This window comes from Roseococcus microcysteis (assembly GCF_014764365.1).
Taxonomy (GTDB): domain Bacteria; phylum Pseudomonadota; class Alphaproteobacteria; order Acetobacterales; family Acetobacteraceae; genus Roseococcus; species Roseococcus microcysteis.
Window position 1 is genome coordinate 1,542,908 of the sequence record NZ_CP061718.1, and the last position, 23,464, is coordinate 1,566,371.

Genomic DNA, 23,464 nt, shown 5'->3' on the forward strand with positions numbered 1-23,464 from the left:
GCCTCCGGACAGCCCCTAGGGTTTGGCGGCTGCCTCGGCAGGCCACCCTCCGGCACGGCCGGACCCGGGACCAAGGAGACGATCCAGATGTCACGAATTCCCCCCTTCGCGCCGCGCCGCGCACTGCTGGGCCTTGGCGTGCTGGCTGGCCTGGCACTTGGTGCGGCCGCACCGGCCGCCGCGCAGCGCGCGCAGCCCTGCATCGGCGCATCCTGGGAGCTGACGGGCCCCCTGGCGCACACGGGCCTTTCCATCCGGATCGCCGTCGAGACCGCGATTGAGGAGATCAATGCGGCTGGCGGCGTGCTCGGCCAGCCGCTGCGGCTCATCGCCTATGATGACCAGGGCGAACCGGCCCGCGCCGTGGACAATGCGCGCCGCATCGGCGAACGCGACAACTGCATCGTGATGATGGGCGGCTTCCGCACCCCCAACGCCATCGCCCTGCGCGAGCCGCTGGACGAAATGGGCCTGCCCTGGATGGGCGTGATCTCGGCCGGCACGGGCGTCATCGAGCACCCGAACAACGCGAACCGTTGGATGTTCCGCGTCTCCATGAAGGATCGCTGGGTGGCGCCCTTCCTGGTGGATGCCGCGCGCGCACGCAGCGCCTCGGGCAGGATCGCGCTGGTCTATGAAGGCACCGCCTGGGGCCAGGGCGCCGTCCCGGACGTGACGGCGGCCATGCGCGCGGCGAACATCTCGCTGGCCGGCCAGGAGACGTTCAACATCGCCGACACCGACATGTCCGCCCAGCTCATCCGGCTGCGCGATGCCGGCGTGGACACCATCATCTTCTACGGCGTGGACCGCGAGGCGACGAACCTGCTGCGCTCCATGGACCGCCTCGGCTACCGCCCGCAGATCGTCTCGGCCTGGGGCGTCGGCGTCCAGTTCGCCCAGACCGCGGGGCCGCTGGCCAATGGGGTGATCGTCGCCGGCACCTACACCTGGATGGGCGAACTTCCGCCGCGCGCCGCCGGCGTGCTGCAGCGCATTCAGGCGCGCTTCCCGCAGATCCGCACCGCGGCCGACATCCCGCTGCCCTCAGGCACGGCCAACGCCTACGACGCCACCTTCATCATCGCCGAAGCCATCAAGCTGGCCGGCCGCTTCGACCGCGAGGCCTTCCGGGAGGCGCTGTTCCGCGTGAACTACCAGGGCATCGTCGCCAACTACGCGCCCGCGTTCGAGCGGCGGCAGGAGCGGCACGACGCCATCCAGGCCAGCGCCTACCAGCTCTTTGCCTTCCATGATGGCCAGCTGCTGCCGATCGCGCAGACGCCCTACGGCCGCGCACGCACGAACTGAGGCAAGACGCTCTTCGCGGCGCGGGGCGCCAGCTCCGCGCCGTGTCTGTTTTCACGCACGGAGGCCCGCTTGGAAGCGATCCTGCAATATCTGCTGACCGGGATTTCCGTGGGCAGCGTCTACGCCATGGTGGCGCTGGGCTTCTACGTGATGTGGAGCGCCGCCAAGGCCGTCAACTTCACCTATGGCAACGTCTTCATGCTGGGCGGCGTGCTGACCGTGGTGCTGGTGGAGCTGGGCATGCCGCTGCTGGTCGCGGCAGGCGGAGCCATCGCCATCGCGACGCTGACGGGGGCGGTCATCGAGCGTGTCTTCGTGCGCCCCTTCAATCGCGACGCCAACGCCATCGGCTGGATGCTGACCACCATCGCGGTCGGCATCATGATGGAGAGCTTCGCCACCGCGACCTATGGTCCGCTCGGCCGCCCGCTCGATACGCCCTTCATGCAGGAGCCGCTGCGCATCGGCGGTGCCGGCATCTACGCGCAGGAACTGCTCATTCCGGTGGCATTGATCGTGCTGACCTTCGGATTGGAGGCCTTCTACCGCCGCACCGTGCTGGGCCGCGCACTGCGTGCCGTGGCCCTGAACCGCACCGCGGCCGGGTTGGTCGGCATTGATGCGGACCGCATCACGCTGTTCGCCTTCGGCCTCGCCGGCGGCATCGGCGCGCTGGCGGGCTTCCTCATCGCGCCAGTGGTGCAGGCGTCCTCCACCATGGGCGTGGTTGTGGGGCTGAAGGGCTTCATGGTGGCCATCATCGCGGGCATCGCCAACGCCAAGGGCGTGGTGGTGGTGGGCATCCTCTACGGCGTGCTGGAGCGATTCATCGAGGGCTTCCTGTCCAGTGCGGCGCGCGACGCCATCGGCTTCACCATCATGATCCTGGCACTGCTGCTGTTTCCCCAAGGCCTGTTCGGCCGCAAGGAGGTCCGCAAGGTATGAACGCGCACCGCGCCGGATGGCTGGCCCTGCTGCTCCTTGCCGCGATCATCGCGGGCTTCCCCTGGTATGGGGACCTGACGGGCGAACGCTTCCCCACCAGCTACGAATTGCGCCTGGTCATGCGTGCCATGATCTTCGCCATCGTGGTCATCGGTCTGAACCTTCTTGTCGGGCTGGCTGGCCTGGTCTCGCTCGGCCAGGCGGCGCTGTATGGGCTGGGCGCGCATGTGGCGGCGCTGCTGTCGCTGCGCGCGGGCTTCTCCTTCGCCGAAAGCATGGCCTTTGCCATCCTTATCCCCGCCATGATGGGCGCGGTGCTGGCCTTTCCGACGGTGCGGGTGCGCGGAGTGTACCTCGCCGTCATCACCATCGCCTTCGGGCTGATCTTCGTGAACATCCTGCGGGAATGGGTGAGCTTCACGGGCGGTGCCTCGGGCCTCGCCGGCATTCCCCGTCCGACCCTGTTCGGCGAGCCGTTGATGGCGGTCCGCCGCACGAGCTTCAACTACTACTACCTGATCCTGCTCTGCCTGCTGCTGGCCGTCTGGGCGCAATACGCCATCACCTACAGCCGCTACGGCCGGGCCATGCGCGCCGCGGCGCAAAGCGAAAATGCGGCGCGCGCCCTGGGCATCAACGTCGTGGCCATCCGCACCATGGCGTTCTCGATCTCGGCCGGGTTCGCAGGGTTGGGCGGTGGGTTGTTCGCGAACCTGGCGCTGTTCGTGAACTACGAGACCTTCACCTTCACCACCAGCATCGAACTGCTGCTGATGGTGATCCTGGGCGGGTCGGGCACCATGGCGGGGCCGCTGGTCGGGACCACCGTTCTGTTCACGGCGACGCAATTCCTGCAGGGCCTCGGCCAGTGGCAGACCTTCGGCTATGGGTTGCTGCTGGCGGTCGTGCTGTTCGCCCTGCCTCAGGGCATCGTGGGGTCCCTTGGCAGGCTGCCGGCGCGGCTTTGGACGAAGCCTAGCCCCCGCGCCACCGGCGGCTGGCCCAACTGGGGCACTGGGCTGGAAGCCGTCATCGGGCGCTCTGACGCGCGGGGCCAGGCGACGCTTCTCGCGGAGGGCGTCACGCTGCGCTTCGGCGGCCTCACCGCCGTGAACACGGTGAACATGGAGGTCCGCGCCGGCACCGTCCATGCGCTGATCGGACCCAATGGCGCGGGGAAATCCTCCCTCCTGAATGTCATCTCCGGCTTCTACAAGGCGACCGAAGGGCGCGTGACCCTGTTCGGCGAGCGCCTGCGCGATGCACCCCCCTATGCGCTGGCGCGGCTGGGTGTGGCGCGCAGCTTCCAGAACACGGAACTGTTCTCGCAGATGACGGTGCTGGAGAACGTGCTGGTCGGCGCCCATCCGCACTTCCGCGCGACCTTCGCGGAGACGCTGCTGCGCCTGCCGCGCTTCCACCGTGAGGAACGCGCGGCCCGGGCCGAAGCCTTGCGCCTGCTGGAGTTCGTGGGCCTGTCCGAATTCGCCGACGAAGCCGCGGGCAACCTGCCCTTCGGCCATCAGCGCCGGCTGGAGATTGCCCGTGCGCTGGCGCTGCGGCCCAAGCTCCTGTTGCTCGATGAACCCGCGGCCGGCCTCACCCATGGGGAAATCGAGGACCTCATCGCCCTCATCCGCGGCCTCGCGGACCGTGGCATGACGGTGATCCTCGTCGAGCACCATGTGGACATGATCATGGCCGTCTCCGACCGCGTCACGGTGCTGGATTATGGCGAGGTGATCGCCGATGGCACCGTGGCCGAGGTGCAGGCGAACCCCAAGGTCATCGAGGCGTATTTCGGGCAAGGCGCCACCCCCTCGCTGGAGGCCGCGAAATGACCGAACGCCCCATCCTGGAGGTCTCGGGCCTCTGCGTTTCCTACGGTCGGATCGAGGCGGTGCGCGGCGTGGACCTTCATGTGGGCGCCGGCGAATTTGTGGGCGTCATCGGGTCCAACGGCGCGGGCAAGACCAGCACGCTGCGCGCGATCTCAGGCGTGGTGAAGCCGGCGGCCGGCGCGGTGACCTTCGACAGCAGCGATGTGACCGGCCAGCCCAGCCACCGCATGGTGGCACGCGGCCTGGCGATGGTGCCGGAGGGCCGCATGGTCTTCTCCGACCAGAGCGTGCGCGACAACCTCGTGCTCGGCGCCTATACCCGCATCAAGACCGACCCGCGCGGCGTGGATGAGGACATCGAGAAGACCATCACGATGTTCCCCCGCCTGGGCGAACGCATAGACCAATCCGCCGGCACGCTCTCGGGCGGGGAGCAGCAGATGCTGGCCATTGCGCGGGGCTTGCTGTCGCGCCCGCGCCTGCTGGTCATTGATGAGTTGTCGCTGGGCCTGGCGCCCAAGATCCTGGACATGCTCTTCCCGGTGCTGATCGACCTGAACCGCAAGGGCCTGTCCATCCTGCTGGTGGAGCAAATGGCGTCTTACGCCCTTTCCGTCACGCACCGGACCTATGTGATGGAGAACGGGCGCGTGCTGCTGGAGGGCAAGTCCTCGGACCTCGCCCATGATGAGCGGGTGCTGGACGCCTATCTCGGCCGCCGGTCCCACGCGCGGGGATGAGGCGGCCGCTGATCGGGGCCGCAATCCGCCCTGTCACAGGATGGAATCGGCAATCTCCATCACGCCTTCGTCAGGCCTGCGCGCCATGCCACCAACGTGCTGCCCAGCTTCGTCGCGGATGCTTCCCCGCGGCGGGTGGCGGCTGGCATGATGGAGGGCGGCGCCTTTCGGCTGCCGGCCCAGATGCTCGTGAAGCGGATCCTCCGGAATTATGGCGATCCGTCGGACCTTCGGGACGCGGCCGGCCATACGCTCCTGCGGCAGGCCGAGGCGCTGTCAACGGCACGGGCGGCTTGATCGTCGTCTCGGAGAGGGGGCTACCGATCAAGGATTTGGTGCCAGCACTCTTCGACGGCGCCTCCGCTTCATAAATTTCGCCACGCTTCCGTTTCCGAAAAATCAGCTTTTTCAGAACTTTCCATGCGGCTCGATAATCGGCCAGTCACCAGTCTGGAGAATGCGGGCACGGAGAGAGGCTGTCTCGGCGCTTATCCCCTCCGGCGCCATGGCCGGCCCGTCCGCAAAAATCGCGGAAATATCTGCGCCACCGGCGTGGCCGCCAGGCAGGGAGACATGGGTGGAAGTGGAAGTGGCGTAGGAAGCGAAACCCATACGGAAGCGTCTCTCGCAGCTTGTCGCTGACGTTCGCCCACTCGCCCGCCTATTCGACTGCTCGGATGGCCGTGGTCGGAACGAAGTTGAAGGGCTGGCAGACAGCCCGCTACAGTCTGGCTTCCATTGAGCCAGGCACGTTATGGCGAAGCCCCCTAAGAAGTCCCTCACCGAACGCTTGAACAGTATCGGACGTGATGGATCAAATCAGCCCGTCTCACGAGCGCGCAGGGCTGAGGAGGTCGGCGAAGCAGTGCTGCGGGATCAGTATCCGGACGTGGACTGGTCCCTGAAGGACAGCGAGAAGAGTCCTGGTCCGGACGCAATAGGATTTGCTAATGACCAACCCTACACTGCGGAAGTGAAGGCTGGTCGAACGAGGAGCGCAAATCCTACTGCTCAGCTATCCAATACGGTGCACGGCCGGCAAGGCTCGGCGGAATACACCCACGCATGGCTACGGCGGGACAAGCGCAAGTGAGCGACTATGACAAGAAGGCCAAGGATATGGCTGCACGACACGCACGCGGTTCCCTTAAGCCCCCGCGCCGGTTGCTGGTTGTCGTCGACCCCAAGCGGGCCGAGGCGGAGATCACGGAGCTCGACAAAAGAGCAAATCGCCCCCAAGGGACACCAAAACGTATCCCGTTAGATCCGGACCAGATGCGGAGGCTGTTTCCGGACGACTAGTGTGACCTCGCTACATGGCGCTCCCACGCGGGGCCTTGTCGTCGACGAACCGTGGGTCAGCATGATCCTCTCTGGCGCGAAGACCTGGGAGATGCGGTCGCGCCCAACGAGCCTTCGCGGTCGCATCGCGCTGATCAGGAAGCGCTCTGGATTCGTCGTGGGAACCGCCGACCTCACCGACTGTCTGGCGCCGCTCGACGCTGATGCGATGGCAGCAACAGTCGACAGGCACCGTATCGACCCCGGATGGCAGCAGGACGCCCTCGCTGCTGGATGGGTGATTCCATGGGTGCTCCGCGACGCGCGCCCGCTTGCTGCGCCCGTGCCTTACCGACACCCGTCAGGTGCCGTCGGCTGGGTGGTTCTCGATCGGTCGGTCACAGAGGCGATCGCCGGGCGCGCACCGCTCGCCGTCGCGACGACTGCGACCGCCATTGCCCGGAATGTTGGGCCGACAGGCCAATACCCTCCTCGCCGCCTGCCGTCAGATCGGCAGGGCCGCCCGCACGCGCGCTGCCCGTCCGCGGTGAACCGGCGAGCGCCATCGTCCAGCTGACGGGCGGCAATATCCGCAACGGCCACATCTACCTGCGTAGGGCCAGGCACCTGCTGCCGGATGACGTCATCAGCGGGCCGAATGCCGAAGCGGCGGCACCCAGCCAATTGATCGTCACCTTCGAGCCGGGACCGACGATCACGACCGACGTTGCGGGCGACAAGATGATCCTGCGTCAGCGGGGGCCGGTCCGTGAGTTCTTCGCGGACGCTGCAGCACGTGAGGGCGACGATGTCATCATCGAGCGGACCGGCCCGTACTCGCTGAGGATCGCTCTGCTCCGCGCGGCAGGATAGCGGAGAGTCAGGCGAGGCTGTCGCGCAGCATCGAGGCGAGGTCGTCCGGCTGTGCGTCCGGCGGCATCAGTGCCTCTCGCATCAGCTTCCGCTTGCGCTCGAGCAGCGCGTGCAGGTTTTCGTCGAAGGATGGTCTGCCGCCGGGCAAGACCGCGAGGGGTACGTGCACGGTCACCGGACGCTCCTGTCCGATCCGGAGTACCCGGCCAGTGCACTGGTCCTCGACCGCCGGGTTCCACCACCGGGCCAGGTGCACGACGTGATTCGCCCGGGTCAGCGTCAGGCCGACCCCGCCCGCACGCGGGGAGAGCAGCATGACGTCGAACCCGCCCGGTGCCTCCTGGAACCTGTCCACACGAGCCTGGCGCGCCGCGCCAGCAACCTTGCCGCTAATCGTCATCGGTGCCGCAGGCAGCCGATATCTGCGCTGAAGCAGCCCCGCAATCCGCGCCATCATCGTGAGGTCGTCCAAGAAAACCAACGCACGCTCATCGCGCTCGGCGATGGCATCTAGGGCTTGAAGCGCCAGGCGAAGGCGGGCAGAGCCGGCGATCAGCTCGGCATCGTCGGGAGCGGCGTCGGCGTCGGGGTGCAAGCTGACAGCACGGAGCCGCTGAAGCGCCTCGAGAACGCGGCCTGCGCCCTGATCACTCCGACCGAGGGCGACCGCCTCCTCGTAAGCCGCGAGTTGCGCCCCCTGCATTTCGGCCGTCATGACGACGTCGTTGCGGGGCGGCAGATCTGGAAGGCGGTCCTCCTTGAGGCGACGGAGGAGAAGCGGCGGACGGCCGCCAATCGAGCGATCCAGCGACGCCTTGAGTTCAGCAAGGCGCTCCACTGTCGGAGCTGCCTCATACGTGGCGCTGAACCGCCGCAGGTCCCCGAGATGGCCGGGGGCGACGCCATCCACGATGCACCAGAGATCCGCCAGCCGGTTCTCTACTGGCGTTCCAGTCAGAGCTACCCGGAAGTCGGCATTCATTGCCTTGGCCGCGTCAGTCAGCCGAATCCCTGGGGTCTTCACCTTCTGCGCCTCGTCCAGCAGCATCGCCGCGAAGCGCACTGCGCCGAAGTCGCGGTCATGGTCACGCAGTGTCTCGTACGTGGTCAGGACCCAGTCGGCGTCCCGCAGCGCCGCCAGGTCGAGGCCGGGCGCTCCGCCGGATGGCAGACGCAGGCCCGCGAGCCCCTTCCCGTAGGCCTGCACGAGCCGCCCGAGCCCCGGTGCGACAAGATGGCGGTCGTGCTCCGCGCGCCAGTTCTCCAAGAGCCCCGTCGGTGCGACGATTAGCAGGGGTGCGCGCGTGACCTGGCCCGCCGTCATTCCTTCGCGCAACCATGCGAGGAACGCCAAGCCCTGAAGCGTCTTGCCAAGCCCCATATCATCCGCCAGCAACACCCCCGGGCTGCCAACGGCCCAGTTGCGCTGCAGCCAAACGAGCCCCTCTCGCTGGTGCTCCTTCAGCGGCGTCCGGAGCGACGCTGGAGCCGCTGCGCGAGGCGTCGGCCTCCGCTGCACCAGCGCCTCAATGTCCCTCGCCGTCTCATTCGGCTTGATGAGCAGGACCTCGGTGGGCGAGGGCTCAGCGGTGCCGCTTCCATCGCGCGACCTAGGCAACAGCGGCGCGAGGGACGCGACCGTCGCATCGCTCGCTGGAACTTGGACGGGTCCGTCGGGCGTTTCGACCTGCACCGTTGGCCGCCCTACAGCGATGGCTTCCCTGATGTCGGTCGACAGCCGCTCAGCCTGTTCTGGCGTCAGCGGTATGCGCTGATCACCAACGACGATGCCGCGCTGGCTTGGGCTCTCTCCCCCGCCTGTGCCATTCGGTGCGCTGCTGCCGAACCAATCGTTCCCCGAGAGTTCGATCCACGGGAGCACACGAGGCTGCCACAGTCCAAGGCCGACAACCCGGTCGGACCAGGCCGGCGTTTCGACGACCAGAGAGTCAAGCAGGGCAGCGTCGGCCTCGTCGCCGATCGCTGCGCGGATCGCAGCGCGAGGTTCGCGCAGAAACGAGCGTCGTTCAGCCGGCGGGCCTGCGGCGATGCGGCGCGCTACTTCAAGTGCCTGCCGCAACGGCGGTGATAGGACGACGTAGACGCCCCCAGGCAGAGTGTACACGGGCCGTGCGGTCGGCCAGCGAAGGAACTGGTCGTTCCCGAACGCGCGCTGGCGGTCTTCCGGCAGGAGCGGAGCGTCGCCGGCCCCGGCACGGTGCAGTACCGGGACAATCTGCAGGTCGTCACCGGCGCCGGTCGCGTCTAGCGAGAGAGCGTCCGCCTCGAGGATGGTGACAGTGCCGAGCAACCCGGTCGCTTCGGCAGAACCGGTCAATGCCGCGGTCGGAAGGGCTTCCCTGAGCGCGGCGAGTGCGCGCAATCGGGGCGCATCGCCCTGGCCTGCAGCCGCCGCGTAACGGTCGACAGCCTCCGCGACGGCAAAGAGTGTCTCAGGCAGCCTCCGCCAGCCGTCAGCCTCCCGCAGCCAAGCCCCGACGCGCTCGACGCCGAGGACGTTCTGGCCGCCAGGGCGCGTCCAACGCAAAGAAGCGGTGAAGTCGGACCGCAGCATGATGCCGCTGCCCTCGACTACAGCACGCAGCGACGTAGCCGGTGGCAAGTCCAGCCGCGCCGCCTCTGCCGCCGTGAGGCGCGCCACCGCAGCGTGCTCCACCAGAAGGTAGTCATCGGCCTCGATCGCTGCGCCCTCAATGACGAGGCGGCGCGCGATGTCGGCTCCCCGATGGCCCGAGAGGCCCCACGACGCCGGCGGAAGTACGTCTGCGCCCGAAGCGAGGCGCAGCTCGGTACCTGCTGGCGCAGGCACGGCGGTCATGCGAAGCACGGGCGTCATCTCAGCTTGTAGTCTTCTGGCACCAGCCGCAGCTGCGTGTGGCTCTGGAGGAAAGCGGCAGCACATCCCTGCCAGAGGTAGCCTTTCGGATCCCGGTGCCAGAGCCCTCCGCCGTCAAAGGCGCCCCCCCTGCCCTTGATCGGATGATCAGGGAAGTCGAGGCACTTCGCCCGAAGGTCCCGCGCCTCGTAGTGCGTGCGGTAAAGCGCAGGGCAACGTGGGTCGCCGATCTCCCACGCCCGCACCGGCCCAACATTGCTCCACTCGCTGAGTACAATGTTCCCGAGCCTGATCAGGAGCACAGCTTGTTCGCCGTACTGGCCCGAGACCTCCATGCGCCCATGGGCACTCGCTAGGTCCTTCACAGCCTTCGCCCGGGCTGCCATGCCGGGGCCGAGCACGACCCAGACTTCGGCAGGCTGGTGGCCGGGCATCTTGCGGAGGCAGGCACGCCAGAACGCGCGCCGGTACTGCCACTGTGGGTCGTTGTTGGTTTCGCTAATCAGCGCAAAGAAGGTCTCAAGCGAGGCGGCGGCAAGCCAACTGCGCATGAGCTGCGCGCAGGCCTCAGGCGCTGCACGCCACCGCTCAGGCCGGAGTCGAGGGTCTCCGACGACTCGGAGGAGGAAGGCCTTTATCTCTTCCCTCGGCGCGTTCGCCGCCGGCGGGTCGCGCAGCCAGGGGTCGAGGCATGCGGCGATCGTCTCCCCCGCGAGGTCGGCGACTCGCAGTGCCGGCTCGGCGATCTCGCGCCCCGATCTGTCGCGACGGACGCGCTCAATCTCGAGGATGACAGCGGCTCTAGCCCAGGCCTCGCGCGCGCCAGTCCCACGAAGCGCGGTTGGCAGCGCCGCCAGCATCGCCCGAACGGCTGCACGAAAGAAGCGTCCCTCGGCCCGGAGTGGGTCATCCATCCCGGTTTCCGAGAGGACCGCCTCGACAGGATCGCTACCGCTTAGAAGAGCAGATCCGACGCGCTCGGGCCCGCGTGCGGCGTCGAACATGGAGTAGCGCCTGTGCGCGCGGTCCCAGGGCTGAAGCCGGGGGTCTTGCGTACGCGCCAGGAGGTTCGCCGCCGCGCGGCCAGCCTCGGGTAGGCGCGCCCGGTCCGGGCCGAAGTCGCGCAGCCAAGCCTCGACCAGCTCGCGAAGCCAGCGAGGCCTGGCAGCCGCCCCTGCCAAGAACGCCTCCAGGAGCCCGGGGAACGCGGCGGCCTGCGGATCGCGGTCCCAAAAGACCATCGGGGCACGGCGGAGTGTCCGCACTGGGATGCTGGCCAGTGCACCGGCCGCACAAGCCTTGCGGAGTTCCTCGCGCAGGATCTCCAGAACCTCACCGGACGGAAGTGCCGCAGCCTCGTCCTTGCGGAACAGCTCTCCTGCCTGGCGGAGGCACGCCGGTCTCTCTGGCAGAGCGGGCTTTCGCTGGAGGAGATCCTGGAGCGCAGCAAGCTCACGCAGGGCGGCGGTGGATTCCGTCATCGGGCGCCGCCCTGCTGCAGAGCGGCGATGTCCTCCAGCAGTCGTCGGATCTCGTCCGAGGTGCGCGCTGAGAGGATGAAGCGAAGATCGATACGACGATTCTGGGCGAGGTGCGCCTCGGAGAGCGTCATCGCTTCGGGAAGCGGTCGCCGCTGGCCGTATCCGGACACGCCTAGTAGTGGCTGGGCGGACGGGTTCCGAAGTTCGTCGAGAACGCGCTGCTGCTGCCGGATCTGGGCGAAGACGGTCAGCGCCCGAGCGGTAGAGAGCAGGTCGTTCCTTGCTTGGGAATCAGCCGCCGTCATGTTCGCGAAGGGCTGGCGATCCGTGTGCCCCTCGACGAGCATCGCCTCCAGGATCGGGATATCAGCCTGCTCGCAGTTCTGACGCGGCGCGCCATACGAGAAGCATGGCAGCACCTCAGCCAGCACTTCGCCAAGAGCAGTCACAGTGCGTCGCGCCGTATCGGTGAGGTCACTGCCACCGGTCGGGAAAGGCACCGCGTCAGACAGCCTCAGGACGCCCGACCTGGGATCCAGGATGAATTGGATCCGCCGCGCCTCCAGCCCTCGGGCAAGCCGCTGCAGCAGGGCGTTCCGTGCCGCCTCGCGGTCCGCAAGTTCGCGCCGGAGCTTGTCCGCGGCCTCTTGCAACCTCGCACGAAGCATCTCGTTCTGCGCTCGGAGGCGGGCGGCCTCCTCCTCCTGTGCGCGGGCCCGAGCCGACTGCCGCTCGGCCTCGGCTAGCTGTCGCTCGGCTTCGATCCGCGCGGCTTCCGCGATCGCGCGCGCAGCTTCCGCGTTGGCCCTTTCCAATTGAGCGGCCTGCTCCGCGCGCTGCAACTCCGCCCGAAGCCTGTCGAGGCTTGCGCTATCATCACGAAAGTTCAACGCGAAGACGGTCAGCATGAGAAGGAAGACGAAGAGGACGCCCACCATCAAGTCGCTGACGGAGGCAAAATAGCCTTCGGATTCGCCCTCCTCGGCCAGTCCGGCTCCACTCATCCTTGGCTCGCCCGGCGCTGCGGTCGCGCGCCACCAATTTCCTCGACGGAATTTTCAAGGCTCTGGGCGACTGCTAGGAGGCCACCGACGCTCTTCTGAAGCCCCTGATCGAGGCCGGAGACGAATTCAGCGATCTGTCGCTGGTAGCCGCCCAGCGCCTCCTGCAAGGCGCGCAACGTCTTCGCAAGCCCCTCGTCGAGCCCGCCGAAGCGCTCGGACGCCTGGGCGAGACGCGCGGAAAGGTCGCTCGCGCCGCGCTGGGCTGCTTCGATCGATGCCGCTGCACCGAGCAAGCCGTCCACGGCGCTCCGGAGCGCCTGAGCGGTATCGCGCCAGGGCCCAAGTGCATCCCGGGCCGCTTCCGCCGCCGTACGGAGGTCCGTCGTCGCCGCCGACATCGGCGCAGTTGCTGCCCGCAGCGCCTTGTCGAGGGCCTCGGCCTGACGCGCCAGCTCCGCCGAGGCGTTGCCAAGCGCACCGAGCCGTTCCCCGAGACCTTCACTGCCCTGACGCAGCGTGCTCGCGGCCGAAGTCATGCCTGCGCTCGCAGCGCTTGCACCGTCGCGCAGGGCGGCGCCAGCTGCCTCGGCCGCCTCCCGCAGCCTGGCCGCGCCCGCCGTCACGTCCTTCCCAAGGTCGGCAGCGGCACCGCGTAGGGCGTCTCCACCCGCTTCCGCGCCGCGAGTCAGGGCTCGGCCGCTGTCGTCGAGCGTGGCGCCAAAGCGGTCCAGGACCGCACGCAAGTCGTCACGCATTGCCTCTGTGGCGGCAACCAGCCGCCCGCTCGCGTCGGCTGCTCCGCCGCCGAGCGTCTCGGCCACCTTCGTTGCTGTGGCCTCGAGCGCCTCGGCCGTTCGGGTGATCGTCGCTGCAAGCGCGGTGGTGGACTCGGCGCCAGCACGCCTCTGGCTCTCTGCGAGTTCCCGCAACTGCTGGAGCAAAGCCTCGATGGGGCCTGTCAGGCGCGAGATCCCGTCAGCAGCGCCGTCCTCGAGCCGCGCCTGGAAGGCGGCAACAGCTGACGTGAGGGCCGCAGCTGTTTCAGCCATGCGACGTGCCAGATCGTCTCCAGCCGCACGATTGCTCCGCCCGGCCTCTTCGGCCGCGTCGCGAAGACCCCGGACCAAGGCCGCCATCTGCTCGGTGATCCCGCCGAGCGCGGCTTCCGTGCCGCGACCAAGGCGGGACGCCATATCCTCTGCGGCCCGGCCCATGCGCAGAGCGGCTGCGTCCATCGCTCCCTGCAGGCCGTCCAGGCGAGTCCCGAGAGCTTCGAGTGTAGCAGCGGTGCTGCGCATGCTCTCGCCGACGGCGCCCTCAAGCTTCTCGAGAAACGCCTTCAGCATAGTCTGCAGAGCGTCCTCGTTCTGGTTCGCGAGCCCGGACGAGAGCTTCTCGATCGCTTCCGCTAGGGGTTTGATGTGCTGTTGTAGGCCCGCATCAAACTCGCGTTCCAGCGTGCTGCCGAGATTGACGAAGAACTCGCTGCCGATGCGCTGGACGTCCGCATACTGCTTCGCAAGGATTGCGTTGGCCTCGGCCTGCAGCGCCGCCTGAGTTTTTAGAGGAAGTCGCTCCTGCAGCGCTGCGAGAAAGCCCGCCATTGCTGCTTCGGTGGCTTGCAACCTTCTCTTTCGGTACAGCGCATACCCGATCGAGAGACCGAGGCCGGCAAGCGACGTCACGAACTTGACCGATGCGGAGCCCAGCAGGTCACGAAGTGCAGCGTTCCTGCGCGCCTGATCGACGCCCTCTGCGACCACCTCGCCTGCCGCCGACAGCGCCGCTGCGAGCCCGAGAAACGTGACGAAGAGTCCGGCGCCGACCAGCAAGCCAGGAAGGGCAGCGTGGTATCGGAGATCCGCGCCGGCAGCGCGGACCAGCGTGGCAAGGTCGAACCAGCGGCGAGGCTCGGTCGTTGCCACGACCGGCTGCCCAGGCCCAGATGGAACGATCAGGCTTTGGCGAAGGCCGCGCCAAGAGCCTCCGAGGAGCCTGTCTTGCGCCAGCACTGACGATGCCGTTTCGTAGGACGCGGCGAAAACGACAGGGTCAGCTTCGTCGCCCAGAGCTCGACGTCCGCCGGCGAAGGCGGCGGCTACGGCCGAGGTTGCTCGCCTCAGTTGGAACGCGGAGTAGCCGGCCCAGATGACCAGGCTGGCTAAGATGGAATAAATGACTGGCTCCCAGGCCAGATAGGGCGCAAGCGCCCGCAGTAACTCGGTAAGCACTCTGGGACGCCCCCTAGGAAATCAAACCCTGAGTCGAATAGCGCCCCATTATGTAGCAACCTACCGGCTATGCGAAGCGAGATCGAAGTCGCAATTTTCGATGGCGAAACGCTGGTTCAGCGTTGCCCCTGTACCCCCCGGGACCTGCCCGATGGCCGTCCCGGCGTCGTTTGGCGCGGTATCGTGTACCCCCTGCTTCCCGGCGACCGTATCGACGTCGGAGCCCCAGAGGACCAGGCCGGAGCAGAGCAGTCATTCGTGGTCCTCCCTGGCGAGGGATCGACCTGGGTACTGGTTCGGGGGCTGGCCAGCACGCTCAACGAAACGCAAGCCCGCCTTGAGGCGGCGGGTATCCGCGTCTCACGGACCGGTAGGTGGTTGGGCGATACGGTTAGCGACGTCGCGTTCGACTGGTTCTTGCGCTGTGAGGGTGTGCTCGGGACAGATCAGGTTGCGGAGGTGCTTGGCGCGAGTCGAGTGGACGGCGCTTCCGCCGAGGCAAGGGTCGCTGTTCTTGAGCAGCACCTTATTGAGATGCGGGCAGCACTCGCCAGCCTTGCGGAGCAGCTCAAGGACGCGGTGCGTGTGCCTCCTGCGCGAGCGCAACCTCGTCCTCCCGCCGCACCCGAGCGCGACTTTGCCCTTGAAGCGGCTCTCGAAAAGATCCGGGAATTAGAGACGCGGCTAGACGCGGTCCCACCGCGGGCAGCGCCGACGCGATCAGCTGCGATCCGACTACAGGAGGAACTTACAGCCGCGCTCACAACACTGAGGCCAGATATCATCCTGCTTCGCGACAGCATCCAGGTCGCGGTTGGCGAGTTCGCCTCGCGCGGAGCCTTCTACAAGATGCTCCAAGAACTGCCCGTTACGGGAGGGCGGCCGGACGGGTGGAAGGCACTCCGCGGGGCAGAGCGGTGGTGGGAACGGCATGTCTCGACCGGTCAAGACGACAGCGGCCGAGCATACGCTCGCTTCGATCCCGCGGCTCGACAGTGGGAGGTTCTCCTGGGTTGGAAGGGAGAACAGCCTCGAGATATCGGTTGGCTGAAGCGTAAGGCCTGAACGGCCGAACCACGGTGCCGAAGCACGGTCCGTCTCATTGCTGCTCCGGCCGCCGACAGGGGCGCGGGCTTAACATTGATTCTGATCAGCTTAGGGTAGCTTACGCTTTATGACCTGGACCGCCAGCGGCGCCGCGGCGACGTCCACCGTCGACGCGCTGACATTCCGCGCTGTGACGCGCACGGTGTTGTTCGACCACACATGGCGGTCGAGCACGAAGGCGATGCCGCTGCTGTCGAGGGAGGCGTCCGCGAAGTCGCCCCGCCGCGCGCCTGGCACCGTGACGTCCACGTTGGCCGTCGCGCCAGGCCCGAGGCTCGGCAGGTCCCAGCTGGTCTCAAGCGCCAGCGTCCGCGTCCCGGCAGGCAGCGACGGGCAGCCGTAGAGCACCGCGGCGCATCCTCTGGCAGGCCGTAGAGCCGCAGCGCCTCGAGCTCGATCTGCCCGTCGAAGCCGATGATGCCGATCTGCGCGAAGGCCACGTTCACGCCGAGCCGCACCGTCTGCCCGGTATGAAGACGCTGCCTGGCACGCCTATCCACCTTTCGCAGGCGAATGAGGTTATGGCACGCGCCGCTTCACCACCCCCACCGACAGCGTGGCCGCCGTCAGGTCAAACGTCGCCGCGGAGATGTTCCGCGCCATCACCCGCACCGTGTTGTTCGACCACACCGCGGCATCGAGCTCAATGAACCGCGTCGACGACACCAGCAACGCCTGCGCCAGGTCGCCCGCCCGCGCCCCGTTCACCGTGACGTCGATGAGCGATGTCGCCCCCGGCGCCAGGCTCGGCAGGTCCCAAGACACCTCGGCTGCGAACTCCCGCCGCCCCGACCCAAAGACCGGCTAGGGGCTGTCGCCGGCCGCGCGCTCGTCCACGGCGGGGTTCCAGTTCCAGACAGCGGGGTCCTCCTCGGACAGCGCCAGGTCCACCCCGCCATCCGGCGACAGCCGCCAGCCCGTCACCCGCGCCGGGAAGGCCCCGACCCGGTCGAGCGCCACCGTGACCCCATCCCAGGGCCGCAGCCGCAGCGCCGACAGGTTCGCCGGAAACGCCACCTCGCGCTGGCGCCGGACCCGCTCCAGCTCGGCTTTCATCAGCCGCTGCACGGTGGCGACCGAGGTGGTGAGCGGGAACTCCAGATCGCGGTAGATCGCCTCTCCGCCATCCTCGACCACGTAGTTGGCGGCGAGCAGCGGCGGGGCGTCGGTGGGCTGCCAGTTTTTCGCGGGGTCGACATAGACGGCGCGCACCCCGTTGGGGAGATCCCGCCGCGGCCGGCTGCCCTGGATGGTGACGTCGCCGCGCAGGTCGTCCGAGGTGAGTGTGGCCGAAGGCAGCGCGGGTCCGCCCGCATGGATAAAGAACCGCCCGCCCGAGACGACCATCGCCCCGGCCATGGCGGCGACCAGCTTGCGGGTGATGGCAATCTTGCCCTCGCCGAGCGAGACGCGGCCGTTCACGGTGTAGCGGCGCTCATGCAGACCGGCGCGGGTGCCGATCAGCTCGTCGCAGATGTTGGCGGCGGCCATGAGGGCGGGAATGTCGATGTCGTCCCAGGAGGCTTTCCAGCCAAAGGGCGCGGTGAGGTACCAGGCGAGGCAGAGCGCCGGGTTGTCGGACCAACCCACGGTGCCGGTGCGCGGGTCGAGGATGGTGTCGGCGCCCTCGACCAGGGCGGCGATGTTGGGCGGGCCGGCGGGAAAGGCCTCGGCGGTGATTTTCAGGCGCAGCGCGACATAGGCGCGACCGCGACCGCGGTGCTCGGCGATCCATTTGCCGCCGGTCTCGGCGATGAGGTTGGTATCGGCCAGCTGGTCCACTGTGCTCAGGTGCCGGTCGATCCTGACCAGCCTGGCAAACTTCGGATCCGTGGCCAGCGTGTCGCCCAGCCAGACATCGCCAATGCCGCGGACGCGGTGCGCGGCGAGCACCACCACCGAATAGAACCAGCCATCGGCCCGGCCCTCGTCGTCCGGTGCTGAGTGGATGAACACGATGGGTCCGCCGACCTTGCAGCGGCCAAAGACGATTTGGTGCTCGGTGATGGGCTGGCGAAAGGACTGGGTGCGGCCAGCGCCGGGGGCGGTGGCATCGTCGCCGGGCCGGGTCGGCGCGGTCGGGCGCTTGGCGGGGAAGACCGAGGCGCCGATGGAAGAGACTACGAAGGCCGCGCCGGCGCCGACCAGCGCGCCGAGCAGGCCGCCGCCGATGGCCGCGGAGGCCACGCCGCCGGCGACGACGGCGATGAGGGGGATGGCAGCGGGCATTCAGCCAATCCTCCAGGCGGTGGTGCAGGCGGTGATCGGCACGCGCAGCAGGCCCCGCGGCCCGAGGAAGGCGGCCCGCCCTGCATCCACTACCACACCGAGCCGATCGGGCTCCGGGGCGAGTACGACATCGCCCATGCGGGCAAAGGCCGGCTGCATGCGGGAAAAGCCCGCGCTGTCGGCGGCGGCAGCGAGGTCCGGCAGCACGCGGATCTGTGGCCGGGTGCCGGTCACCGCCTCCACTGCCGCGAGGGCCCGCACCGGTGTCACGGAGGTGGCGGCACTGCGCTCGGCCTTCCTGCTCTACGCCCTTCTCGGGGTCGCCTGCTTCGTGGCGTATCGCGCCCTCCCGCCCTTGCCGGCCACGGACCGGCGCATCCGCCACGCGCCGCTGGGCCCCTCCCGCGGGATCGTGGTGAAGCTGGCGACGCTGTTCAGCGTAGACAGCTTCGCCGGCGGGCTCGCGGTGCAGGCGCTGCTCGCGCTCTGGCTGTTCGAACGCTTCGGTCTGTCGCTGGCGCAGGCAGGGTTGTTCTTTTTCTGGTCTGGAGTGCTGTCGGCCTTCTCCTTCCCGGTGGCTGCTTGGCTTGCGGGGCGGGTCGGGCTGATCAACACCATGGTCTACACGCACATCCCGTCGAGCCTATGCCTGATCGCGGCGGTGCTGGCGCCCTCGGTGGAGTGGGCGCTGGGCCTCTTGCTGGTGCGGGCGGCGCTGTCGCAGATGGACGTGCCGACACGCGCCTCCTACGTCATGGCCGTCGTCACGCCGGCCGAGCGGACGGCGGCGGCGAGCTTCACGGCCGTGCCGCGCAGCCTGGCGGCCGCGGCCGGGCCGGCGATCGCCGGCGCCATCATCGCGGCAGGCTATCCGACGGCGCCCTTCATCCTCTGCGGTGTGCTCAAGATCGCCTACGACCTGACGCTGCTCTGGGCCTTCCGGCACATCAGGCCGCCGGAGAAGCAAGCAGCGCGCACATGACCGGCGTGCTCTGACCGAGGCAGCATCTGCTCCGCCTTTACGCCGCCTTTATGCGTCGGGCCGGCATTCCGAATGGCCCCTTTGCGCCCCTCGGACGGATGGTCACCCTGACCCGGGCGCCCTTCGTCCGGGAGGGAGCCACCATGCTTGACATTCTTCTCCTCGCCCTCGGCCTCGGGGGACTCGCGCTGATGGGCCTCTACGCCCGCGCCTGCGCCCGCGTCTGAGGCCGCCATGCTGGACCTTGTCCTGGGCGGCGCCGTCGCGGCGTTCCTGCTCGGCTACCTCGTCTGGGCGCTGCTGCGGCCGGAGGTTCTGTGATGACCCTCACCGGCTGGGCGCAGATCGCCTTCGTCCTCACCCTCGTGCTCGTCACCGCCGTGCCGCTCGGCCGCTACATCGCGGCCGTGGCCGGGGGCGGGTGCGGTTCCTGCATCCTCTGGAGGCCGGCTTCTACCGCGCCGCCGGCGTGGACCCGGCGCAGGGCATGGGCTGGCAGCGCTATGTGCTGGCCATGCTGGCGCTGAACGCGGCGGGATTCCTGCTGCTCTACGCGCTGCTGCGGCTGCAGGGCGTGCTGCCGCTGAACCCGGCGGGGCTGCCGGGCCTCTCGCCCTGGCTCGCCTTCAACACCGCCATCAGCTTCGTCACCAACACCAACTGGCAGGCCTATAGCGGCGAGACGGCCATGTCGCACCTGTCGCAGATGGCCGGGCTCGCGGTGCAGAACTTTCTCTCGGCCGCCACGGGCATCGCGCTGGCGCTCGCGCTGACGCGCGCGCTGGCGGCGGGCGGCGTGCAGGCGCTGGGGAATTTCTGGGCGGACCTGGTGCGGATCACGCTCTACCTCCTGCTGCCGCTCGCTTTGCTGCTGGGGCTGTTGCTGGTGGCGCAGGGCGTGCCGCAGACGCTCGCGGCCGGCGCCGCGCTGGAAGGCGGCGAGGTGCTGCCGCTTGGCCCCGCCGCCTTCCAGGTGGCCATCAAGCAGCTCGGCACCAATGGCGGCGGCTTCTTCGGCGTGAACTCGGCGCATCCCTTCGAGAATCCGACGGCCCTCGCCAACCTGGCGCAGCTCTGGGCCATCCTCGCCATCCCCTTCGCGCTGACGCTGACCTTCGGGCGGATGGTGGGCGACATGCGCCAGGGCTGGGCCCTGTTCGCGGTGATGATGATCTTCGTCGTCGCCGGCACCGCCATCACCTATGCCGCCGAGGCCGCGGGCAACCCGCTGCACATCGCCGCCGGCCTGAACCCCGCCGACGGCAACATGGAAGGCAAGGAGGTGCGGCATGGCGTGGCGCTTTCCGCGCTCTGGGCGGTGGCCACCACCGGCGCCTCCAATGGCAGCGTCAACGCCATGCATGACAGCTTCACGCCGCTGGGCGGGCTGGTGCCGATGTTCCTGATCCAGCTGGGCGAGGTGCTGCCCGGCGGCGTCGGCTCGGGCCTCTATGGCATGCTGGTCTTCGTGCTGCTGGCGGTCTTCATCGCCGGGCTGATGGTGGGGCGCACGCCGGAATATCTCGGCAAGAAGATCCAGGCGCGCGAGGTGAAGCTTGCCATGCTGGCGGTGCTGGTGGTGCCGGTCTGCGTGCTGGGCTTCAGCGCGGTGGCGGCGGTGCTGCCGGCGGCGCTGGCCAGTGTGCAGGATGCGGGGCCGCACGGGCTGTCCGAGATCCTCTACGCCTATTCCTCGGCCGCGGGGAACAATGGCTCGGCCTTCGCGGGGTTCGGGGCGGACACGCCCTGGATGAACACGACGCTGGGCATCGCCATGCTGCTGGGCCGCTACGCCATCATCGTGCCGGTGCTGGCCATCGCGGGCAGCTTGGCGGCCAAGCCACGCGTCGCCGCATCCACCGGCAGCTTCCCCACGCATGGGCCGCTCTTCGTGGGGCTGCTCTGCGGCGTGATCCTGATCCTGGGCGGGCTGCAATTCCTGCCCGCGCTCTTCCTCGGCCCCATCGCGGAGCATTTCGCGCTGATGGCCGGCCAGACCTTCTGAGGCAGCTGACATGAACACCATCACGGAAGCGCCGGGCCGGCCGCTGCTCGCCCGCGCGCTGCGGGACGCGGTGCTGAAGCTCAACCCCGCGCACCTCATCCGCAACCCCGTCATCTTCGTGACGGAGGTGGTCTCCCTCCTCGTCACGCTGCTGGCGCTGCTGGCGGCCTGGCGGGGCGAACCCTGGGGCTTCCAGGCCGGCATCGCCGCCTGGCTGTGGCTGACCGTGCTCTTCGCCACCTTCGCGGAGGCGCTGGCCGAGGGCCGCGGCCGGGCCCGCGCGGAGAGCCTGCGCCGCGCCCGCGGCGAGGCCCGCGCCAAGCTCCTGGCCCGCGCCGCGGATCGCACCCAATGGCAGGACCGCGCCGCCGCCGATCTGCGCGAGGGCGACCTGATCCTCGTCGAGGCCGGCGACTTGATCCCCGCCGATGGCGAGGCCATCGAGGGCGTCGCCAGCGTGAACGAGGCCGCCGTGACGGGCGAGAGCGCGCCCGTCATCCGCGAATCCGGCGGCGACCGCAGCGCCGTGACGGGCGGCACCACCCTGGTCTCGGACTGGCTGGTGGTGCGCGTCACCGCCGCCCCCGGCAACAGCTTCATGGACCGGATGATCGCGCTGGTGGAGAGCGCCTCCCGCCAGAAGACGCCCAATGAGGTCGCGCTGGACATCCTGCTGGCGGGCATGACCATAGTTTTCCTCATCGCGGTCGCGACCATCGTGGGGCTGGCCAGCTTCCACGCCACGCCGCCCTCGGTGCCGGTGCTGGCGGCGCTGCTGGTCACGCTGATTCCGACCACCATCGGCGGGCTGCTGTCCGCCATCGGCATCGCTGGGATGGACCGGCTGGTGCGCTTCAACGTCGTCGCCACCTCCGGCCGCGCGGTGGAGGCGGCGGGCGATGTGGACGTGCTGCTGCTGGACAAGACCGGCACCATCACGCTCGGCAACCGCCAGGCCGCGAGCTTCATCCCCGCCCCGGGTGTGACCGAGCGCGAACTGGCCGAGGCCGCCGTCCTGGCCTCGCTGGCCGACGAAACGCCGGAGGGCCGCTCCATCCTCGTGCTGGCGCGCGAGAAGCACGGCGTGGCGGCGGAGGCGGTGCCCGAGGGCGCCACCATCATCCCCTTCACCGCGCAGACCCGCGTCTCGGGCCTCGACCTGCCCGGGCGCGGCAGCTTCCGCAAGGCGGCGGCCGACCGCATGGCCGACGCCACCCCGCCCGCCTTGGCCGACGCCGTCACGCGCATTGCCCGCGCGGGCGCGACGCCGCTGGTGGTGGCGCGCGACGGCCAGGTGCTGGGCGCGATCGCGCTGAAGGACGTGATCAAGCCGGGTACCCGCGAACGCTTCGACGCGCTGCGCCGCATGGGCATCCGAACCGTCATGGTCACGGGCGATAACCGCCTCACCGCCGCCGCCATCGCCGCCGAGGCGGGCGTGGATGATTTCCTCGCGGAGGCCACGCCCGAGGACAAGCTGAACTACATCCGCCGCGCCCAGGCCGAGGGCCGCCTCGTCGCCATGGCCGGTGACGGCACCAATGACGCGCCGGCGCTCGCGCAGGCGGATGTCGGCCTGGTCATGCAGACCGGCACCCAGGCCGCGCGCGAGGCCGGCAACATGGTGGACCTGGACAGCGACCCCACCAAGCTCATCGAGGTGGTGGAGATCGGCAAGCAGCTTCTGATCACCCGCGGCGCGCTGACCACCTTCTCCATCGCGAATGACGTGGCGAAGTACTTCGCTATCCTGCCCGCCATCTTCGTCGCGCAATATCCGGGGCTGGGGGCGCTGAACGTCATGGACCTCACCAGCCCGGAAAGCGCCATCCTCTCCGCCGTCATCTTCAACGCGCTCATCATCGTGGCGCTGGTGCCGCTGGCGCTGCGCGGCGTGGGGCGTGGCGGCCTGGGCGCGGCGGCGCTGCTGCGGCGGAACCTCGCGGTCTATGGGCTGGGGGGCTGCTGGTGCCCTTCCTCGGCATCAAGGCCATTGACCTGTGTCTCACCTTCCTGGGGATCGTCTGAACCATGTGGACCCTGCTTCGTCCCGCCCTGGTGCTGCTGGGCGGATTCACGCTGCTGCTGGGCCTTCTGGTCCCGCTTGGCTTCACCGGTGTCGCGCAGGCGCTGTTCCCGCGCGAGGCCAATGGCAGCCTGATCGTGCGGGAGGGGCGCGTGGTCGGCTCCGACCTCGTCGTGCGGCGCATGGAGGGGCCCGAATGGTTCCAGCCCCGCCCCTCCGGCGATGCGGAAGGCGATGGGCCGAGCAACCTCGGCGCCACCAGCGCCGCCCTGCTGGCGGCGGTGCGCGCCCGGGTGGATGGCCAGCGCGACGTGCCGGCCGATGCGGCGACGGCCTCGGGCTCCGGCCTCGACCCGCACATCAGCCCGGCCAATGCCGCGCGCCAGGTGGCCCGCGTGGCTGCGGCGCGCGGCCTGCCGCCCGCCCAGGTGCAGGCGCTGGTGGACCGCCACACGGAACCCCGCCTGCTGGGCTTCCTGGGTGAGCCGCGGGTGAATGTGCTGCGGCTGAACCTCGCCCTGGGTGCGCCCGTGGCGCCGCGCTAGAAAAGG

The 23,464-nt window shown here is 68.9% G+C and carries 20 protein-coding genes; 12 read left to right on the top strand and 8 right to left on the bottom strand.

Features of this window, described 5'->3' with window-relative positions; genetic code table 11:
• Positions 1 to 87: 87 nt before the first annotated feature.
• The 7 genes from ICW72_RS07310 to ICW72_RS07345 all read left to right on the top strand — a co-directional run bounded on the left by ICW72_RS07310 (position 88) and on the right by ICW72_RS07345 (position 6,991).
• Positions 88 to 1,311, top strand: coding sequence for an ABC transporter substrate-binding protein (locus tag ICW72_RS07310; protein ID WP_191085597.1), 1,224 nt, complete (start codon positions 88 to 90; stop codon positions 1,309 to 1,311).
• 69 nt (positions 1,312 to 1,380) lie between these two features.
• On the top strand, positions 1,381 to 2,256 hold the full coding sequence (locus ICW72_RS07315; protein WP_184385754.1) for a branched-chain amino acid ABC transporter permease: 876 nt from the start codon (positions 1,381 to 1,383) through the stop codon (positions 2,254 to 2,256).
• Entirely contained in the window at positions 2,253 to 4,097 is a 1,845-nt protein-coding gene (locus ICW72_RS07320) for a branched-chain amino acid ABC transporter ATP-binding protein/permease (protein WP_191085598.1), read from the top strand. Before ICW72_RS07315 ends, ICW72_RS07320 begins: the two co-directional genes overlap by 4 nt.
• Positions 4,094 to 4,837, top strand: a complete 744-nt coding sequence (locus ICW72_RS07325) for an ABC transporter ATP-binding protein (RefSeq protein WP_191085599.1) — start codon at positions 4,094 to 4,096, stop codon at positions 4,835 to 4,837. The genes ICW72_RS07320 and ICW72_RS07325 overlap by 4 nt, the downstream gene beginning before the upstream one ends.
• A 96-nt stretch (positions 4,838 to 4,933) precedes the next feature.
• Positions 4,934 to 5,134, top strand: a complete 201-nt coding sequence (locus tag ICW72_RS07330; protein WP_191085600.1) for a hypothetical protein — start codon at positions 4,934 to 4,936, stop codon at positions 5,132 to 5,134.
• Between the two features lie 1,006 nt (positions 5,135 to 6,140).
• The gene (locus ICW72_RS21295) at positions 6,141 to 6,695 is read left to right on the top strand and encodes an ASCH domain-containing protein (protein ID WP_223880890.1); all 555 of its coding nucleotides are present in this window, start codon (positions 6,141 to 6,143) and stop codon (positions 6,693 to 6,695) included.
• Between the two features lie 107 nt (positions 6,696 to 6,802).
• Positions 6,803 to 6,991 (top strand): hypothetical protein, encoded by a 189-nt coding sequence (locus tag ICW72_RS07345; protein ID WP_191085603.1) that lies wholly within the window; start codon positions 6,803 to 6,805, stop codon positions 6,989 to 6,991.
• A gap of 7 nt (positions 6,992 to 6,998) precedes the next feature.
• Here the strand turns inward: ICW72_RS07345 and ICW72_RS07350 are convergent, their stop codons facing one another.
• From ICW72_RS07350 to ICW72_RS20595, 8 genes are all read right to left on the bottom strand, one after another.
• A complete protein-coding gene (locus ICW72_RS07350; RefSeq protein WP_223880962.1) occupies positions 6,999 to 9,830 on the bottom strand; it encodes a DEAD/DEAH box helicase in 2,832 nt (943 codons plus the stop codon).
• 14 nt (positions 9,831 to 9,844) lie between these two features.
• Positions 9,845 to 11,329, bottom strand: coding sequence for an EH signature domain-containing protein (locus ICW72_RS07355; protein ID WP_191085605.1), 1,485 nt, complete (start codon positions 11,327 to 11,329; stop codon positions 9,845 to 9,847).
• Positions 11,326 to 12,333, bottom strand: coding sequence for an OmpA/MotB family protein (locus tag ICW72_RS07360; protein ID WP_191085606.1), 1,008 nt, complete (start codon positions 12,331 to 12,333; stop codon positions 11,326 to 11,328). The genes ICW72_RS07355 and ICW72_RS07360 overlap by 4 nt, the downstream gene beginning before the upstream one ends.
• Positions 12,330 to 14,564 carry a coiled-coil domain-containing protein gene (locus tag ICW72_RS07365; protein ID WP_191085607.1) on the bottom strand — a complete coding sequence of 745 codons (2,235 nt, stop codon included), beginning with the start codon at positions 14,562 to 14,564 and terminating at the stop codon, positions 12,330 to 12,332. Before ICW72_RS07365 ends, ICW72_RS07360 begins: the two co-directional genes overlap by 4 nt.
• A gap of 1,155 nt (positions 14,565 to 15,719) precedes the next feature.
• Positions 15,720 to 16,019, bottom strand: coding sequence for a hypothetical protein (locus ICW72_RS07370; RefSeq protein WP_223880891.1), 300 nt, complete (start codon positions 16,017 to 16,019; stop codon positions 15,720 to 15,722).
• Between the two features lie 171 nt (positions 16,020 to 16,190).
• Positions 16,191 to 16,436 (bottom strand): hypothetical protein, encoded by a 246-nt coding sequence (locus ICW72_RS07375; RefSeq protein WP_191085608.1) that lies wholly within the window; start codon positions 16,434 to 16,436, stop codon positions 16,191 to 16,193.
• Positions 16,437 to 16,475: 39 nt separating this feature from the next.
• Positions 16,476 to 17,900: a phage tail protein gene (locus ICW72_RS07380; RefSeq protein ID WP_223880892.1), complete on the bottom strand. Its 1,425-nt coding sequence runs from the start codon at positions 17,898 to 17,900 to the stop codon at positions 16,476 to 16,478.
• Positions 17,901 to 18,170, bottom strand: coding sequence for a DUF6950 family protein (locus tag ICW72_RS20595; protein WP_223880893.1), 270 nt, complete (start codon positions 18,168 to 18,170; stop codon positions 17,901 to 17,903).
• Positions 18,171 to 18,174: 4 nt separating this feature from the next.
• On the opposite strand from ICW72_RS20595, the gene ICW72_RS20600 reads away from it, so the two are divergent.
• The 5 genes from ICW72_RS20600 (at position 18,175) to kdpC (ending at position 23,458) form a co-directional block, all read left to right on the top strand.
• Positions 18,175 to 18,882 (top strand): MFS transporter, encoded by a 708-nt coding sequence (locus ICW72_RS20600; protein ID WP_223880894.1) that lies wholly within the window; start codon positions 18,175 to 18,177, stop codon positions 18,880 to 18,882.
• A 234-nt stretch (positions 18,883 to 19,116) separates the two neighbouring features.
• On the top strand, positions 19,117 to 19,203 hold the full coding sequence (kdpF, locus tag ICW72_RS21300) for a K(+)-transporting ATPase subunit F (RefSeq protein ID WP_191086174.1): 87 nt from the start codon (positions 19,117 to 19,119) through the stop codon (positions 19,201 to 19,203).
• Positions 19,204 to 19,303: 100 nt separating this feature from the next.
• Entirely contained in the window at positions 19,304 to 20,887 is a 1,584-nt protein-coding gene (kdpA, locus tag ICW72_RS07395) for a potassium-transporting ATPase subunit KdpA (protein ID WP_456300179.1), read from the top strand.
• Positions 20,888 to 20,897: 10 nt separating this feature from the next.
• A complete protein-coding gene (gene kdpB, locus ICW72_RS07400; RefSeq protein WP_456300180.1) occupies positions 20,898 to 23,048 on the top strand; it encodes a potassium-transporting ATPase subunit KdpB in 2,151 nt (716 codons plus the stop codon).
• A complete protein-coding gene (gene kdpC, locus ICW72_RS07405) occupies positions 22,946 to 23,458 on the top strand; it encodes a K(+)-transporting ATPase subunit C (protein WP_456300188.1) in 513 nt (170 codons plus the stop codon). Before kdpB ends, kdpC begins: the two co-directional genes overlap by 103 nt.
• Positions 23,459 to 23,464: the final 6 nt, after the last annotated feature.

What these genes read in the sequence shown, in the direction of transcription:
- ICW72_RS07380 (WP_223880892.1), bottom strand. Translation starts at nt 17,900, where the DNA reads ATGCCCGCTGCCATCCCCCTCATCGCCGTCGTCGCCGGCGGCGTGGCC.
- ICW72_RS07325 (WP_191085599.1), top strand. Translation starts at nt 4,094, where the DNA reads ATGACCGAACGCCCCATCCTGGAGGTCTCGGGCCTCTGCGTTTCCTAC.
- ICW72_RS07355 (WP_191085605.1), bottom strand. Translation starts at nt 11,329, where the DNA reads ATGACGGAATCCACCGCCGCCCTGCGTGAGCTTGCTGCGCTCCAGGAT.
- ICW72_RS07350 (WP_223880962.1), bottom strand. Translation starts at nt 9,830, where the DNA reads ATGACCGCCGTGCCTGCGCCAGCAGGTACCGAGCTGCGCCTCGCTTCG.
- ICW72_RS07310 (WP_191085597.1), top strand. Translation starts at nt 88, where the DNA reads ATGTCACGAATTCCCCCCTTCGCGCCGCGCCGCGCACTGCTGGGCCTT.
- ICW72_RS07320 (WP_191085598.1), top strand. Translation starts at nt 2,253, where the DNA reads ATGAACGCGCACCGCGCCGGATGGCTGGCCCTGCTGCTCCTTGCCGCG.
- kdpB (WP_456300180.1), top strand. Translation starts at nt 20,898, where the DNA reads ATGAACACCATCACGGAAGCGCCGGGCCGGCCGCTGCTCGCCCGCGCG.
- kdpF (WP_191086174.1), top strand. Translation starts at nt 19,117, where the DNA reads ATGCTGGACCTTGTCCTGGGCGGCGCCGTCGCGGCGTTCCTGCTCGGC.
- ICW72_RS07360 (WP_191085606.1), bottom strand. Translation starts at nt 12,333, where the DNA reads ATGAGTGGAGCCGGACTGGCCGAGGAGGGCGAATCCGAAGGCTATTTT.